Raw genomic sequence first — 16,039 nt, forward strand, 5'->3', positions numbered from 1 at the left:
ATGGCACAAGAAAGAATCGAACAAGGTCGTGGGTTTGGTGCAAAACGCGCTAAAAAATCCACATCTCTCGGAAACAAAAACTTGGTTCCTGTTCCAGAAGGCGCAAAAACCTCTCCAAAACGCGTTGGCCAAGGTCCTGGATCTGGGATGGGAAAAACTTCCACTCGTGGTTCCAAAGGACAAAGAGCTCGTGCTGCTTCGATGAGACGTGGATTCGAGGGTGGTCAGCTCCCTCTCCACAGACGTTTACCAAAACGTGGTTTTACGAATATCTTCTCTGAAGTGTTCCAACCTGTGAATTTGGTTTCTCTTACGAAAGCTGGTCTTTCGGGAGAAGTGACTCCTGCGATTTTGAAAGCAAAGTCACTTATCAAATCCGAACTAGGACCGATCAAGTTACTCGGAACTGGTGAAGTGACTGTTGCCATTACCATTACGGTTGATGCATTTTCAGCTTCTGCAAAAGAGAAGATTGAAAAAGCAGGTGGCAAAGTCATCATCAGAGAAAAGAAAAAAGAAGAGAAAAAAAACTAAATAACCCATGTTTCAAACCATCGCTAACATCTTTCGAATCCCGGAATTAAGATCTAAAATCCTATTTACGATCGGTATGTTGTTACTTTTCAGAATGGGAACTCACGTGACCATTCCTGGTATCAACAGTTTGATTGTGACGGGCATTACTGCCGATCCAAGTGAAGGTTTCCTTGGAATGGTAGATTTGTTTGCTGGTGGTGCTCTTCTCAAATTTTCTATTTTTGCGCTAGGGATTATGCCTTACATCTCTTCTTCGATCATTATGCAACTTGTGATGGTTCTCATTCCTAGTTTGCAAAAAATGCAGAAAGAAGGGGAAGAAGGCAGAAAAAAAATCCAACAGTACACTAAGTACGGAACTCTGATCCTCTGTGCGATTCAATCGCTCGCTGTGATCCAACTTGCAAATTCTTGGTCCACTGGATCGGGAACAGCGCAAGCGAAATACCCAGGCCTTATCAACCCTTCTGTAGAAGGATATTTTTTACCGATTGCGATGTTATCCATCACAACGGGAACAGTGCTTCTCATTTGGCTCGGGGAACAAATCACAGAACGTGGGATTGGGAACGGAATTTCTCTCATTATCTTTGCTGGTATCATTGGTCGTATGCCAGAAGCACTCATTGCGATGTTTACTTCTGATACTTCGGATGCTCTCAGTATCCTAATCCTAATCATTATCTTTATTGTTCTGATTTCACTTACGGTGATTTTAACCCAAGGGGTTCGCCGGGTTCCATTGAATTATGGAAAACAAATGGTGGGTAGAAAGATGGTACAGGCTCGTAGCCAATCCATTCCTTTCAAAGTGAACAGTGCAAACGTAATGCCAATTATCTTCGCATCTTCTCTCATCCTTTTTCCACAAACAATTGTTCAGTGGTTGTCTTCGAAAGGGGGACAGTGGGCTGGATGGGCTGTGATAATGGATTATTTTAACCCATTCTCACAAATTTGGTATCATGCTTTATTTTATTATGTGATTTATACTTCTCTCATTATCTTCTTTGCGTATTTTTATACAGCAATTCAGTTCAACCCACAAGAGTTAGCTGATAATCTAAAAAAATACGGTGGGTTTATCCCCGGTGTTCGTCCAGGAAGCCAAACAAAAGAAATGATCGAGAAAATTTTGAATCGAATCACCTTACCCGGTGCTCTTTTCCTTGCTGGTCTTGCTCTTGCTCCGTATCTCATCATTAAATTCTTAAACCTGGGATCTAATACAGGTGGAGGAACATTAGTGTATACATTCGGAGGAACTTCTCTTCTCATTATGGTGGGTGTCGCTCTCGAAACGTTAAAACAAATCGAAGCCCAACTCCTCATGAGAAACTACGAAGGTTTCATGAAAAAGACTAAAATCAAGGGAAGAGTGTAACGAATGAAGAGACTCATATTTATGGGCCCTCCAGGTGCTGGAAAGGGAACACAAGCTGACATCATCAAAGAGAAATACAATATCCCTCAGATTTCCACAGGTGATATCCTTCGTGCCGCTGTAAAAAATGGCACTGCTATGGGGATTGAAGCTAAAAAATTTATGGACGCTGGGGACCTAGTTCCAGATGCTGTCGTTATAGGCATAATTCGCGACCGTTTGGTCGAATCCGATTGTGCAAATGGATTCATTTTGGATGGATTTCCAAGGACGGTGGAGCAAGCAAAGGCTCTCTCGGAAATCCTCAAAGAGCTTCACATGGAGCTCGACTCCGTTGTCAACCTAGACGTTCCTGATGAAGAACTCGTCAAACGTTTGCTAGGTAGAGCGATCAAAGAAGGACGCTCGGATGACAACGAAGAGACCATCAAAAACCGTCTGCATACTTACAACACCAAGACGTTGCCCCTGATTGACTTTTATAAAGGCACGGGGATCCTTCGGCAAATCAATGGGTTGGGAAGTATGGAAGAAATCACTAACACTATTTTAAAATCAATCCAGTAGGAGATATACCCTGGCTAAGGAAGAAGCAATCACAATTGACGGAACCGTTTTAGAACCGTTACCAAATGCAATGTTCCGTGTGGAACTAGAGAATGGTCACAAGGTTTTAGCGCACATTTCAGGAAAAATGCGTATGCACTACATTCGTATTCTACCTGGAGATAAAGTCACTGTGGAACTTTCTCCTTATGACTTAACCAAGGGCCGTATCACTTACAGAAAGAAATAGGAAACTATAATGAAAGTTAGAGCATCAGTAAAAAAAATCTGTCCAGAATGCAAAGTCATTCGCAGAAAAGGTGTAATCCGAGTGATTTGCACGAACCCAAAACACAAACAAAGGCAAAGATAGGAAGATATGGCACGTATCGCGGGTGTTGATTTACCATCAAACAAAAGAATAGTGATCGGTCTTACATACGTATTTGGTATTGGTAAGACATCCTCTCAAAATATCCTGAAAAAAGCAGGAATTGACGAATCTATCAGGGTGAAGGACCTCTCGGACGAACAAGAAGCCGCGATCCGACGAGTCATTGAAGAATCATACCAGGTAGAAGGGGATCTTCGTTCCGAAGTCAACCTCAACATCAAACGATTGATGGATGTGGGATGTTACAGAGGTTTCCGTCATAGACGCGGACTTCCAGTCAACGGACAAAGAACAAGAACCAACGCAAGAACCCGTAAGGGAGTCAAGAAGACTGTAGCCAATAAGAAAAAGGCTACTAAGTAGAGGACCAGTCCATGGCTGAAAAAGACGCAAAGAATAAAAAAGATACCAAAAAGGTTAAGAAAAAAGAAAAGAAGAATGTTCCACGGGGTAAGGTTTATATCCAAGCTTCGTTTAACAATACAATCGTATCGATTACTGATATGGCAGGAAACGTTCTTTCTTGGTCTTCTTCCGGAATGATGGGATTTCGTGGATCCAAAAAATCCACTCCTTATGCAGCACAAGTAGCTGCTACCAATGCTGCTGAGAAAGCAATCGAAGCTGCTGGTCTTTCTGAAGTGGATGTAATGGTTTCAGGTCCTGGAATTGGACGTGAATCTGCCATTCGTTCTTTGACCACAAAAGGGATTGCAATCAAACTCATTAAAGACGTAACTCCGCTCCCGCACAATGGGTGCCGACCACGAAAAAGAAGAAGGGTGTAGGAATTAGATATGGCACGTTACCGAGGTCCAGTTGTTAAATTGATGAGAAGAGAGGGACTTAACCTCTTTCTCAAAAATAGTCATACATTACATAAAGAAAAATCTTCCCTCGAAAAGAGAAAGTACCCACCAGGTCTTCCTCCAAAAAAGAAAGGGAAGGTAACAGAATACGGTGCACAGCTACGTGAAAAACAAAAAGTAAAACGCGCTTATGGTGTGTTAGAAAAACAATTCCGTAGATACTTTGAAGAAGCTTCTCACACTCCAGGGATTCCTGGTGAGAATTTACTCCAATTCCTTGAAAGAAGATTGGATAATGTTCTTTATCGTATGGGTTTTGCTGTTACTAGAAGACAAGCTCGTAACTTTGTGGCACATAGACACATTCTAGTGAATGGCCACCGAGTTGATATTTGTTCCTATCGTGTGAATGTTGGTGATAAAATCGAAATTCGTGAGAAGTTTCAAAAATCCGCGTTTATCGAAGAAAATATCAAACTAGCCCAAGCAATCAATCGTACTGCTTCTTGGGTGAGTGTGGATTATGCCAAGTTCTCAGGAGAAGTGACTTCACTTCCAACAAGAGAACATATTGATATCCCTGTGAAAGAACAGGTAATCGTAGAGTTGTACTCGAAGTAAGAATTTAGAGAAGAAGGATACGACATTGTCTCCAAAGAATTTATTAAAAGGTTTTAAAAGACCCAAAAAAATCGAATTCACTACCGATGTGAATACACCAAACTACGGTAAGTTTGTTGCAGAACCTTTCGAAAGAGGAATTGGTACAACGATCGGTAACTCCCTTCGTCGTACACTCATGTCTTCAATCGAAGGAGCTGCAATTTCTGCCATTCGCATTGAAGGAGTTTCTCACGAATTTTCTTACATCGAAGGTGTTGCAGAAGACGTCACTCGTATCATTCTTAACTTAAAACAAGTTCGAATCAAATACGAGCCAGAAGATAAAGAAGCAAGTAAAGTGATCCACCTTGAATTAAAAGGGGCTGGATATTTTAGAGCTGCTGACCTTGCTGTAGATTCTTCAATTGAAATCATGAATCCTGACCTTCATATTGCTACCCTCAATGAGGATGCTAATTTGATTATGGATTTGGAAATCCAAAGAGGACGTGGTTACGTTCCTGCGGAAGACAAAAAGAAAGACATCGAAGTTTTGGGAACGATCCCAATCGATTCAATCTTTTCTCCGATCCAAAAAGTTTTGTTTGAAGTATCAGAAACTCGTGTAGCACAAAGATCTGATTACGAAAAACTAACAATGGAAGTTTGGACTGATGGATCTGTATCACCAGAAGATGCAGTGGCACAAGCAGCAAAAATCCTAAAAGACCACCTCACTGTATTCATCAATTTTGAAGAAGAAATTGAAGAAGAAGAAGAAGAGTTAGATGAAGCTGATGAAAAACTCAAAGCAGCATTATCAAAACACGTAGAAGAATTAGAACTTTCTGTTCGTTCTACTAACGTTCTTCGAAGTTTGGAAATTGACTTCATTGGTGAACTCGTAAAGAGATCAGAAGACGAAATGACGAAATCAAAACATTTCAGCGAACAGAGTTTACAAGAGTTGAAAGCAAAACTTTCCTCTATGGGACTTTCTTTCGGTATGAGAGATTTTTAAGATGAACAAACGTAATAAAGTTAAACAACTCAATAGATCAGCAGATCATAGAAAAGCTATGATTCAAAATATGGTAATCTCTCTACTTCGCCACGAAAGAATTGAATCTTCAGTAGCGAAGTTAAAGGTAGCTCGTTCTTACGCAGAACGAATCATCACTAGAGCGAAAAAGAATCTAGATGCAAATCTAGCAAACCTAGATGAACAAAAGAAAAATGCTGCGATTTTGCACAATACAAGGTATCTTTATAGCCACCTTGGTGACCAAGAAATCGTAAACAAACTTTTGAAAGATTTGGCAAATCGTTATGCTGAGAGAGTAGGTGGGTATACTAGAATCATCCGATTGGTAAACCGTCCTTCAGACAACACTGCGATGGGAATTTTAGAACTTGTAGATAGAAAAACACAAGACGAACTCAAAGCGGAAGTGAAAGCAAAACGTGAAGAGAAAAAACCTGCCAAAAAAGAAGAAAAACCAAAAAAGGCCAAAAAAGAAAAAGTAGCCGCTTCTAAGTAACTTCTTATCCGCTAACAAGGATTCCTTGGTGAAAAACCTACTTGAGATCAATCTTAAGTAGGTTTTTTTATTGCCATACCCGTTGATTCCGCTAGCCTTTAACCTCCGAAAACTATGGACTCCTCATTACCCATCACTGATCGAATTTGGCATACCAGTTTTGCGGAAAGTCCCATAGGTATGGCAATTACTGATTTACAATCAGGTCTCTATGTGGAAGCAAATGAAGTCTATTGTAATTGGCTTGGTCGTAAGAGAGAGGAAGTGGTAGGAAAGACCACAATTGATTTAGGGATTTATTCAAATTTAGCGGACCGTGATCTCATTTTATCCAAATTAAAGACAGATGGTTTTGTACTGAATTTTGAAGTCCCTCTTCTGACTAAAACGAGTGAAACAGTCACCATTCTTTTTAGTGGGAAAATTGTAGAGAACGGTCGTTACTTACTCAGTGCAGGTCAGAATATAACCGCCTTAAAGGAAAAGGAGAAACTCGCTAACCAACTCCAAAAAGAATTAAAGTTAAGTAAGGATTTATTTGAAAGTGTTTTTAGGTTAAATCCTGCGGCTGTTAGTTTATCAAATGCAGAAACAGGTAGATACGATGATGTGAATGAGGCATATTGTCGTCTCATTGGATTTGATAGAAATGAAATCATCGGGAAGACATCACATGATTTGAATATTTGGATCACAAAGGTTGACCGAGCAAGGTTACTCGCAGAAGTCCAGAAAAAAGGTTGGAGTACGGGTATGGAAGCAAGTGTTCGAACCAAATCTGGTGAAATTCGACACGTAGTTTCGGGTAATACAATTCTCAATCATGAAGGTCGATCCACTTTACTTGCGATTCTCATTGATATCACTGAATCCAAACAAAACAAAGAAGCTCTTGAATTTGCTGTCAAAGAAAGGACAAAAGAACTGAATCGTATCTTAGAAGATCTACAGAAAACCCAAGACCAATTGATTTTGTCCGAAAAAATGGCCACTCTTGGCCAACTCGTAGCTAGCGTGGCTCATGAAATTAACAACCCTTTGGCGGCTATCTCTGCATTTAGTGAAGAATTACAAAACCGCTTGGGTGATTTTGGATCTAGGTTACTTGAGATTCGAAATTGTATGGGTAAATATTCAGATAAAGATGCTCTGGAAATCATTCGTTGGATCACGGAACTCTTCCAAGTAAAACCCAAAACGTATAGTTTTTCAGAGACAAGGAAAATCAAAAAGAATCTAGAATCACTTTTTGTAACCGCCAATATTGATTCACCTTATGATTTAGCAGATCGAATCGTAGATTTGGGTGTATCTGATTATATTCTTGAAAATACAAGTTTTGTGGAAAAACTGAAAAACACTCCCATTCTCAGTATCATTTTAAATGAATTAAATGCCTTACGTAGTATTGAATCGATTCGTTTGGCAGTGGAACGCACATCGAAAATCGTTTATAGTTTAAAAAATTATGGAAGGATGGACAGAGGTTCTGCTAAAATCCAAACCAATATCATAGATACAATTGAAACTGTACTTACTTTGTATCAGAACAAAATGAAATCAGGAATTGAGTGTATACGTTTGTATAACGCAAATCCTGTGATCATGGGATATCCAGACGAACTCATCCAAATTTGGACCAATTTGATTTATAATTCCTTACAGGCAATGCACTTCAAAGGAAAGTTGACTGTCCAAGTGGAAGAAACGACTACCGATGTGGAGGTATCCATTAAGGACAATGGCCCAGGAATCCCACAGAATATGCAAAAACGAATTTTTGAACCCTTTTATACAACAAAGGAAAAAGGAGAAGGAACTGGGCTTGGCCTTGGGATCGTCAAACAATCCGTAGAAGAGAGGCACAAAGGCCAGATCCGGTTATTTTCCGAACCAGGCCAAACGGTTTTTATCGTTTCTATCCCTAAACTCTAGCTAACTGTTTTTGTAATTCTTCTGCAACTATATCAAAATCTTCATTTTGAATCACTGTTTTATAAGCAGAAGCAACAATTGGATGTCTTTTTTCATCCAGTTGGATGAGGTTTGGTAAAACTTTCAGACCATAAAATCCATTGGTGATTTTTTCTGGTCTTGTTCCATTTGCCAGATCATAACCATATTTACGGTCTCTTGTGTCAGATCCAAAACAGGCCAACATAAAATCAGTCATACCAGATAAACCATTAAACGTAGTTGGATCTCCTCCGAGTAAAACACCAATCGAAACCATTTCATTAAAAAATCGGTTACTCAAATGGAATAGAGTGTTGTCTACATTGCCACCTAATTCGCGTTTAAAGTAACCTTCGACAAGTCCCATAGCAAGTGCATAAATTGTTTTTAATGCACCACCTAGCTGAACGCCCTTTGTATCTCTTGAATTGATCGCAGGTCTAGTGAATACATAATTATTGGTCAGAAGTTCTTTGAGTTTGGGAATGAGAGAATCTTCAAATGCAGAGATTTCAAATCCAGAAATTTTTCGTTCCATAATTTGGTCTGGGTAACAAGCACCAGATACAACTGCCAATCGATCTCTTTCAATGAGGAGAAGTTCGTTTAAGTCTTCTAGGATAAGCCCTTTTTTGGATCCAGTAAATCCTTTGATTACATTCACCATCGGTGATTTATTCTTCTGTAAATAAGTTCTGATTTTGGAGTAAACAGCATCGAATTCCCAAGGATTTGTTCCTTGGACAAATAATGTTGCTGATTCTAAAATTTCTGGTTTATCAGAGAAATCAATGTTTGGTGGCAGTTTGTAGATAGGGTAATGGATGATATCACGTCTTTCCTCATTACTTCTAGCTACCATTTCTGAATCTGGATGGTAAATAGTCACTTTTACATTTTTATTTGCCAATATACAAGCAAAGGCTACAGACATATTGGATGAACCAATGATCACAACGTGTTCGTCTGGTTTTTTTGGAAGCGAAATGAGTTGGTTTGTTTCTCTTACATCACCTCGGTAAAGGTTTCGATATGTTCCGTGTTTGTGTTTGTTGAGATTACTTCCCACAAGAAGGGCAAGGTTATCAATGATGAATTGTTTTTTGTCACCACTTCCTGGAAACGAAATTTGTTCGATATGAGATGGAAACGTTTCCATTTCCCGTTTGGTCAGTTCTCCAACAAGTACAGGTTTACCGATCACAAGTTTTCCAACTGCTTGGTTGAAGAGTAATCCTTCAATCGGTAGAATTTTTTCCGTACCTTCGAGAGAGATCGGTAAAATGACTTTGTTTGCTACATAATGGTACACAGTGTCCACAAAAGGCATGAGCCTTCCATCGCGAGAACGGGTTCCTTCCGGGAAAATGGAGATTACCTTTCCATCTGATTGTAATTTCTGTGAATTACGAAAGGCACGCATATTGATTTTGGTCATGACATCAGAAAGAGAAGGGTTATCCGCCATATCTTTTTTGGAACAGACAAGGAGAGTTCCAAACATATAAAGACCGAGGCGTGTAAAATCAGGTTCAAAGGCAAGTCTTCCCGCAATGAAGACAAGAGACTCAGCAATCTTTCTACCTTCTGGCCCCGAATTGTAAAGTAGAGTAAAAATGGCAGGAGCATCTAAATGGCTTAAGTGGTTAGAGATCAGAGTGACTGGGTATTTGCCAATGATGCCATCGAGGAGTTTTAAATTTTCTGTGCCTTCCACTTTAAACTTCTTCATGATGGGATCTAGGAATTTGAGCATAAAATCGCGAGGTTCGGGACGGATGTCGGTGTAGACACCAATCTCTTCTAATCGCTCAGGTTCTTGGAAAATTTCCATGACCTTGGGTTTAGGAGTCGCTTGTGACAGAACTAAAAATTCTTCTAGAATGGACTTTGCTTCTTGTTCGGAAAGACCGGATTTTACAAATAAGTGAATGTTCTCAAAAAATTCTTTGTGCCAACGTCCTAAAGTGGCTTCTTTTTCTGTCATGTATGCCTCTAAACCGACATCAGCGTACTGAAAAGTTTCGATTTGTCTATTCGATTTTTACATTTGATTGCGTAAATCCTGGATTTCTCTAAACTGACTTCTTGGGTGATCGAGATCCCGGTATGAATCAAAAAAACAAAACAATTTCCTCGGAACAGAAATGGATTCCCGATGGATTTCATTTTTTAGGACCGGAAGAAAGCAGAAACCGGCGAAATTTACTACAATCGTTTTCAGAGCTCTTTGAAAGAGAAGGGTATTCTGAAATCACTCTCCCCAGTTTTGATTATTCCAATTCGTTTCGTTCCCAGTTGCATGAAGGTGTTGAGAGTTTACTTGTCACAAAGGATTGGGATGGAAACGAACTCTCTCCTGGTGTGGACCTAACATTACAAGTGGTGAAGGGGATGGCTGCGAGGTCCCATTGGGAAGAAAATCAAAACATTTATTATTTTGCCAAAAAGATAAGAGACCATAAAAAACGAAACGCGTCTAGGCGCGAGATTTTACAAATCGGGGTCGAGAGTTTAGGAAAAAGTGATACAAACCATTTGATATCCCAAATCCAAATTCTGAAAAAACTTTGGGACAATACAATTCCTAACAAAACATTTACGATTGTGTTTGGTCATTCTTCCTTCTTTCTTAGTCTGTTAGACATCCTAGGTTGGAATGAAGAACAAACAAAAGTTTTACGACAATTTTTATACACGAAAAACATTCCAGAATTAGTCTCTCTTGCTGCGAGGACAAATACGAGTGCTTCTCATATGAAAATCATTCAGTTATTACTCAAACCGATCCCTGCAAATGAAATGGTCGGTTTTAAGAAAGATTTGGAATCTAATTTATCAAAAGAAGAATTGAATCTAGTAAAAAATGAATTGGATTCGATTACATCTTTTTTTGAAGTTTGGAACAAACAAATGCTAGGTGTATCCTGTATTTGGGATCCATCTCTTGTTCGGGATTTATCGTATTACACGGGATTTATGTTCCAAGGATATGTCGAACATGACCCTGAACCAGTTTTTGCTGGTGGTGTGTATAATGATTTATATGCAAGTTTTACAGGGATACAAAAGGATGCATGTGGATTTGCACTGCATTTGGATTCAATTGAAGTTTTGTTAAATAAGGAAAAATGAGGGATTTATGCCTGCAAATTTAGTCGTTGGAGCCCAATGGGGTGATGAAGGAAAAGCAAAAGTTATTGATTACCTTTCAAAAGATACAGATATCATTGTTCGTTACCAAGGTGGCGCAAATGCGGGTCATACGGTTGTAGTAGGTGGTAAAAAATACATTTTCCACTTAGTTCCGTCTGGGATTATTTATGATAATACTACGTGTGTGATCGGAAATGGGGTTGTTCTAGATCCTGAATACTTTCTGAAAGAATGTGCCGATCTAGAATCTCATGGATTTCGGGTCAAAGATAAAGTCCTTATCAGTGATTCCTGCCATATCCTGCTTCCTTACCACAGATTGATAGATGAGGCAAGAGAAGCTGGTTCTTCTCCAGAACGAAAAATTGGAACCACAAAAAAAGGGATTGGTATGTGTTATGCGGACAAAATGTTACGTAATGGTGTCCGTGCAGGTGACTTACTCGATAAAGACCTTTTAAAATCGAAACTCAATCATATTCTAGAAGTAAAAAACCAAGAACTTGTAAAATACTATGATTTAGAACCAGTGAATCCAACAGAGATGTATGATTTCCTTTTAGATTTTGCTGATAAAATGGGAAAAAACATTGTGAATACAGTGTATTACCTAAATGGCGAATTGGAAAAAGGCAAACGTGTTCTTCTGGAAGGTGCACAAGGGACAGGACTTGACATCGATTTTGGAACTTATCCTTATGTTACAAGTTCCAATCCAACGACTGGGGGAGCGCTTGCTGGTTCTGGAGTTAGTTTCCGTTATTTAAAAGATGTGATTGGGATTACAAAAGCGTATGCAACTAGAGTTGGTGAGGGACCTTTCCCTTCCGAAATTTTGGGTGAAGCTGGAGACGTACTTCGTAAGTTAGGTGGGGAATATGGATCCACTACTGGCAGACCAAGACGTTGTGGATGGTTTGATGTACAGATGATCAAACATGCAGTCACTGTGAACGGGATTAACTCACTTGTTCTCACTAAAATTGATGTTCTTAGCCACTATGATTCTATACCAGTAGTAGTAGGATATGAATACAAAGGAAAAAAATTAGATTTTTTCCCATCACAAGGACTTGAGAGCGTAAAACCGTTGTTTGCTGAGTTTAAGGGTTGGAAAGATGATATCTCTGGTATCAATTCGTTTTCGAAATTACCACCTTTGTGCCAGTCTTATATCAAATCGTTGCAAGACTTAGTGAATACAAAAATTGGGATTGTATCGACTGGACCTGATCGTGATCACACGATCATCATGGATTAAAAAAACAGATAGTTCTGTATCTTTTTTTTAAGTAGTTGTTGACCGAGAAAGGTGGTTCGATATTCTTGGCTACAGAACGAGTCGTTAGCTCAGCTGGTAGAGCAATTCCCTTTTAAGGAATGGGTCCGGGGTTCGAATCCCCGACGACTCAAACACAAGAGTTTGAAGCTCTTGGAAATCGTTCTCAAACGGTGCCATCGTCTAATGGTTAGGACACAAGGTTTTCATCCTTGCAATCGGGGTTCAATTCCCCGTGGCACTACCAAACAAACCTCCCGCAACTCACATAAGTTACAAATTTCCTCTACATAACTTCCTTTGCATTTTTCAATGATTCCCACTCTCGTTAGATAAAAGTCGTATAACAAGGGATCGGTGGGATTGAGTAAACTGAAATACTCAGTGAGAAGGAATGCATCATCTAACTTCACTTGTTTTTTGTCACGAATGCCTAATACTTTACTCAATTTTTGAATGTGAACATCCATCGGATAGGGTATTTCATTTGGAAGGATTTGTTTATAGATTCCAAAATCAGGATACTGGTTTCGAACCATCCAACGTAAAAAAAGAGAAATCCTTTTTTTAGGAGATGTGGAATTCCATTTACCAATTAAAAACTGTAAACCATACGTAAGTGGTTTGTTGCCCAGGGTAATTTTGAATTCTTCTTCCAGGAACGCTTGAAAATTCTGTATGGACCTTTCTCTTTGGAAATTGAATTCCTCACCTAAAAAAGTGGATTCAAAGATTGGTTTTGTCGTTTTGTGTCTTTGTATCATCCTTTGTAAGGTTAAAAAGAAAACAATTATATCCTCTTTTGTTTGGAAACGGTACCCTTTTAGAGATTTTAGAAAGGGTTCCAATGCACTTTGTTTTTGTTTTAGAAATAAATAAGGAGAAGGTCCCATTGCCGAAACGATAGGATTTAAAAAATTCTGAATGTTTTTGACTGATCCATAGGCAAATAAGCAGGCAATCAATGATGTAATTTCGATATCGAGTGGGTCTTTGTATTGTTTTGGGAAACAAATGGGATCTGTATCCAAATAGGATACACTCTGGTATTTGTTTTTTAGATTCTCTAATTTTTTCTTTAATAAGAGTACATCAACTGGCATTTTTTTTGGCAATGAAGGTTCTGGAACTAAATTGGCGATCCAGTTTTGTTTCCATAAATTGACTCACTCTTACTAGTGAATCCAATTGAATCCCTGTATCATATCCTTCTCTCGTTAAAAAATAAACTAAATCTTCTGTTGCCACATTTCCTGCAGCTCCTTTTGCATAGGGGCAACCACCTAACCCTCCAGCGGAACTATCAAAACTTCGTATCCCCATGGAGAGAGCTTGTTTTGTATTCGCAATTGCCATTCCATAGGTATCATGGAAATGACAATTGAGATAAGAAATCGGAATTTTTTTTAGTAATACTTCCAATAATTTTTCTATTTCATCTGGAACAGCAACACCGATTGTTTCCCCAAGTGAAATTTCATAGGCACCGGCATCTAATAGTCGTAAAGCGACTTCTAACGTTTTTTCTGGTGCTATTTTTCCTTCATATGGACAGGCAATGACTGTAGATATATAACCCCTGACTTTGATTCCATCTTGTTTTGCTTGGTCAAAAATTGGTTGGAAGGAAGTAAAACTTTCCAAGACTGTCATGTTGATGTTTTTTCTCGTAAAAGATTCGGAAGTCGCAGTAAACACCGCCACTTCTTTGAAACCAGCTTGTTTTGCTGCTTCATATCCTTTGGTGTTTGGAGTCAGACATGAAAATTCGACATCGCTTGCAAATTTTGGTAATACGAGTGTAGATAGTTCGATCGCATCTCCCATTTGGGGAATTCGATCTTTTCGAACAAAAGAGGTGAGCTCTATGTGTTTTGTCCCAGATTCGACTAGACGTTTTACGAATTCAAATTTATCCTGAGTGGAGAGAATGGTTTTTTCGTTTTGTAATCCGTCTCTTGGTCCAACTTCTGTGATTTTTACTTTCTCCAAAACAATTCACTCCTATTTATACTCTTTAGCTTGTTTATAGAAAGAGAGAATGCAATGATTTTATCTTCAAGGTATTATGTTTAAAATCAAAAATCTTTCCGTTCACATTGGGAAACGATCCATCTTAAATGACGTATCATTAGAAGCAAAACCCAAAGAAATCACTGGTCTCATTGGAAAATCTGGATCTGGTAAATCCACTTTATTTCGTTTGGCACTGGGTTTACTTCCTAAGTCTGAGGGGTATGAGTGGACTGGGGAATTGGAATGGAACGGCGCAATGTTAGGAAAACAACATTGTCCCAAAATCCAACCTGTTTTCCAAGATCCCTTTGGTAGTTTTTCACCGTACAATACAATTGGCGAATTATTATTAGAACCACTTAAGGTTCAGAAACACCTATTTTTAAACCAAAGGGTAATGAATGGAGAAAGGACAAGGATTGAAAGTTTTTGTGATCGATTTGAACTACCAACGTCTTTATTAAGTAAAACAAAACGAGAGTTAAGTGGTGGTCAATTACAAAGATTTGCGATTCTCAGAGCTTTGCTTATGAATCCAGAATACCTATTATTGGATGAACCTGTAACAGCTCTTGATGTTCTTGTGCAAAAGAAAATTGCTGAAGAATTAAAGGAAATCAACCAAAAGGATTCACTAGGAATGTTGATTGTTTCACACGACCTTGGATTTTTATCTTATATGTGTGATCAAATATTTGTATTAGAAGAGGGAAGTATCACTGAATTTGGAAATCCAAAACAACTCTTAAAACATCCACAGTCGAAACTATTACAAGAATTGGTTTTTGCTAGAAATCATTCGTTTGGTGGTGTAACTTCTTCTTCTGAATCATCCAATTGAGTTCGTTTTGCTTCCGCAAATTTTTTCGCTATATCCCTTCTACGTGCGATCACTTTTGAGGAAACGGTCGCAAAAAACGGATCATTTGTGAAACTAAGCATTTTTGTATATTGTTCTTCCGCTGTTTCGTAATCTGTGACTTTTGAAGCAGTCTCCGCAAAGTAATAATGAAACTTTTTGTCATATGACTTTTGTTTTCCTTCACCGGTGGTTAAACTCGTTCGATTGAAAATCTTATAGGCAATATGATAATTTCCTTTTTCCATTTCAAGCCTAGCAAATCCAAGTTTTACATTCGGACTTTCTTCTTCTATCTTCAGAGCTTTGTTTAGATACAAAAGTGCTCTATTTTTTAATCCAGTAGCCAGGTAGTGATCTGCAAGTCGAATGAGTGCTTCTGTATCGTATGGATTTTTTTCAACTGCCAATTTATAATTCATAATGGCATAATAGGTTTGTCTTGTGATTTCAGAAAGGATTGCGATATGCAAATATGTTTTGTAATACTCTGGCATTTCTGCTTTTGCGTATTCAAATTCAACAAGCGCTTTTTCGTATTTCATTTCAAGTGAATACAATCTGCCCAAATTGTAACGGAAAGGAAAAAATTGAGGGTCAAATCGAACTCCGGCTTCCAAACGTTTGATGACTTCACCTCTTTGGTTTGCCTTTCCATTTAAGAGAAGTTCGATGGTATCGTTGTTCCATTTTCCAGAATTTGTGATGGTTTCTGTTCCGTAGGTAAAACTTCCATTGGATTTGGGTGGCTCACCTGTAAAAAGTTTTCCTCGGGTTAGGATAAAATCATCTTTGTGGTAGATAAAAGATCCATTGGGAAAATCGCGGGTATCAAACTCTTCGTCTTTCCCCCATAAAAGCTCTGGGTATTCTTTGTTCCCGATGAGTTTTTGCGCAAAGACTATGCTTGGAAACAAAAACAGAAGTGCGAATGTAAACAGTCGATGGAACATGGTGTT

At 38.8% G+C, this 16,039-nt stretch carries 18 protein-coding genes and 2 tRNA genes; 16 read left to right on the forward strand and 4 right to left on the reverse strand.

Translation table 11 applies throughout. The features are described 5' to 3' along the window. The 11 genes from rplO to DI076_RS03560 all read left to right on the forward strand — a co-directional run bounded on the left by rplO (nt 1) and on the right by DI076_RS03560 (nt 7,749). Nucleotides 1-534: a 50S ribosomal protein L15 gene (gene rplO, locus DI076_RS03510; RefSeq protein WP_108958623.1), complete on the forward strand. Its 534-nt coding sequence runs from the start codon at nt 1-3 to the stop codon at nt 532-534. A 7-nt stretch (nt 535-541) separates the two neighbouring features. After that, complete coding sequence (secY, locus tag DI076_RS03515; protein ID WP_015678147.1) at nt 542-1,921, forward strand: preprotein translocase subunit SecY; 1,380 nt, start codon at nt 542-544, stop codon at nt 1,919-1,921. Nucleotides 1,922-1,924: 3 nt separating this feature from the next. Next, nucleotides 1,925-2,488, forward strand: a complete 564-nt coding sequence (locus DI076_RS03520; protein WP_100727887.1) for an adenylate kinase — start codon at nt 1,925-1,927, stop codon at nt 2,486-2,488. Between the two features lie 10 nt (nt 2,489-2,498). After that, nucleotides 2,499-2,717, forward strand: coding sequence for a translation initiation factor IF-1 (infA, locus tag DI076_RS03525; protein ID WP_012476295.1), 219 nt, complete (start codon nt 2,499-2,501; stop codon nt 2,715-2,717). Between the two features lie 9 nt (nt 2,718-2,726). Further along, nucleotides 2,727-2,840 (forward strand): 50S ribosomal protein L36, encoded by a 114-nt coding sequence (rpmJ, locus tag DI076_RS03530; RefSeq protein ID WP_002974084.1) that lies wholly within the window; start codon nt 2,727-2,729, stop codon nt 2,838-2,840. Between the two features lie 6 nt (nt 2,841-2,846). After that, on the forward strand, nt 2,847-3,224 hold the full coding sequence (rpsM, locus tag DI076_RS03535) for a 30S ribosomal protein S13 (RefSeq protein ID WP_035983662.1): 378 nt from the start codon (nt 2,847-2,849) through the stop codon (nt 3,222-3,224). An 11-nt stretch (nt 3,225-3,235) separates the two neighbouring features. After that, nucleotides 3,236-3,649, forward strand: coding sequence for a 30S ribosomal protein S11 (gene rpsK, locus DI076_RS03540; protein ID WP_004783964.1), 414 nt, complete (start codon nt 3,236-3,238; stop codon nt 3,647-3,649). A 9-nt stretch (nt 3,650-3,658) separates the two neighbouring features. Then, entirely contained in the window at nt 3,659-4,291 is a 633-nt protein-coding gene (rpsD, locus tag DI076_RS03545; RefSeq protein ID WP_100727886.1) for a 30S ribosomal protein S4, read from the forward strand. Nucleotides 4,292-4,316: 25 nt separating this feature from the next. Continuing rightward, nucleotides 4,317-5,294 (forward strand): DNA-directed RNA polymerase subunit alpha, encoded by a 978-nt coding sequence (locus tag DI076_RS03550; RefSeq protein WP_002974165.1) that lies wholly within the window; start codon nt 4,317-4,319, stop codon nt 5,292-5,294. A gap of 1 nt (nt 5,295) precedes the next feature. Then, nucleotides 5,296-5,814, forward strand: a complete 519-nt coding sequence (gene rplQ / locus DI076_RS03555; protein ID WP_108958624.1) for a 50S ribosomal protein L17 — start codon at nt 5,296-5,298, stop codon at nt 5,812-5,814. Between the two features lie 114 nt (nt 5,815-5,928). Next, on the forward strand, nt 5,929-7,749 hold the full coding sequence (locus DI076_RS03560; protein ID WP_108958625.1) for a PAS domain-containing sensor histidine kinase: 1,821 nt from the start codon (nt 5,929-5,931) through the stop codon (nt 7,747-7,749). Here DI076_RS03560 and DI076_RS03565 read toward each other — a convergent pair. Beyond that, complete coding sequence (locus tag DI076_RS03565) at nt 7,739-9,757, reverse strand: 1-acyl-sn-glycerol-3-phosphate acyltransferase (RefSeq protein ID WP_108958626.1); 2,019 nt, start codon at nt 9,755-9,757, stop codon at nt 7,739-7,741. The genes DI076_RS03560 and DI076_RS03565 overlap by 11 nt on opposite strands. A 122-nt stretch (nt 9,758-9,879) precedes the next feature. On the opposite strand from DI076_RS03565, the gene DI076_RS03570 reads away from it, so the two are divergent. From DI076_RS03570 to DI076_RS03585, 4 genes are all read left to right on the forward strand, one after another. Further along, complete coding sequence (locus DI076_RS03570; protein ID WP_108958681.1) at nt 9,880-10,905, forward strand: ATP phosphoribosyltransferase regulatory subunit; 1,026 nt, start codon at nt 9,880-9,882, stop codon at nt 10,903-10,905. A gap of 7 nt (nt 10,906-10,912) precedes the next feature. Further along, nucleotides 10,913-12,187 carry an adenylosuccinate synthase gene (locus DI076_RS03575; RefSeq protein ID WP_108958627.1) on the forward strand — a complete coding sequence of 425 codons (1,275 nt, stop codon included), beginning with the start codon at nt 10,913-10,915 and terminating at the stop codon, nt 12,185-12,187. Nucleotides 12,188-12,265: 78 nt separating this feature from the next. Next, nucleotides 12,266-12,338, forward strand: a tRNA-Lys gene (locus DI076_RS03580). Nucleotides 12,339-12,377: 39 nt separating this feature from the next. Further along, a tRNA-Glu gene (locus tag DI076_RS03585) sits at nt 12,378-12,452 on the forward strand. On the opposite strand, the gene DI076_RS03590 is transcribed toward DI076_RS03585, so the two are convergent. Both DI076_RS03590 and DI076_RS03595 read right to left on the reverse strand, forming a co-directional pair. Beyond that, entirely contained in the window at nt 12,412-13,308 is an 897-nt protein-coding gene (locus DI076_RS03590; protein WP_108958682.1) for a TIGR02757 family protein, read from the reverse strand. The genes DI076_RS03585 and DI076_RS03590 overlap by 41 nt on opposite strands. Next, nucleotides 13,298-14,197 (reverse strand): hydroxymethylglutaryl-CoA lyase, encoded by a 900-nt coding sequence (locus DI076_RS03595; RefSeq protein ID WP_108958628.1) that lies wholly within the window; start codon nt 14,195-14,197, stop codon nt 13,298-13,300. The genes DI076_RS03590 and DI076_RS03595 overlap by 11 nt, the downstream gene beginning before the upstream one ends. 76 nt (nt 14,198-14,273) lie before the next feature. Here DI076_RS03595 and DI076_RS03600 point away from each other — a divergent pair, with 76 nt between their 5' ends. Continuing rightward, on the forward strand, nt 14,274-15,062 hold the full coding sequence (locus DI076_RS03600) for an ABC transporter ATP-binding protein (RefSeq protein WP_108958629.1): 789 nt from the start codon (nt 14,274-14,276) through the stop codon (nt 15,060-15,062). On the opposite strand, the gene DI076_RS03605 is transcribed toward DI076_RS03600, so the two are convergent. Then, complete coding sequence (locus tag DI076_RS03605) at nt 15,017-16,033, reverse strand: tetratricopeptide repeat protein (protein WP_108958630.1); 1,017 nt, start codon at nt 16,031-16,033, stop codon at nt 15,017-15,019. The genes DI076_RS03600 and DI076_RS03605 overlap by 46 nt on opposite strands. Nucleotides 16,034-16,039 lie beyond the last annotated feature (6 nt).

The organism is Leptospira ellinghausenii, assembly GCF_003114815.1.
Taxonomy (GTDB): Bacteria; Spirochaetota; Leptospiria; order Leptospirales; family Leptospiraceae; genus Leptospira_A; species Leptospira_A ellinghausenii.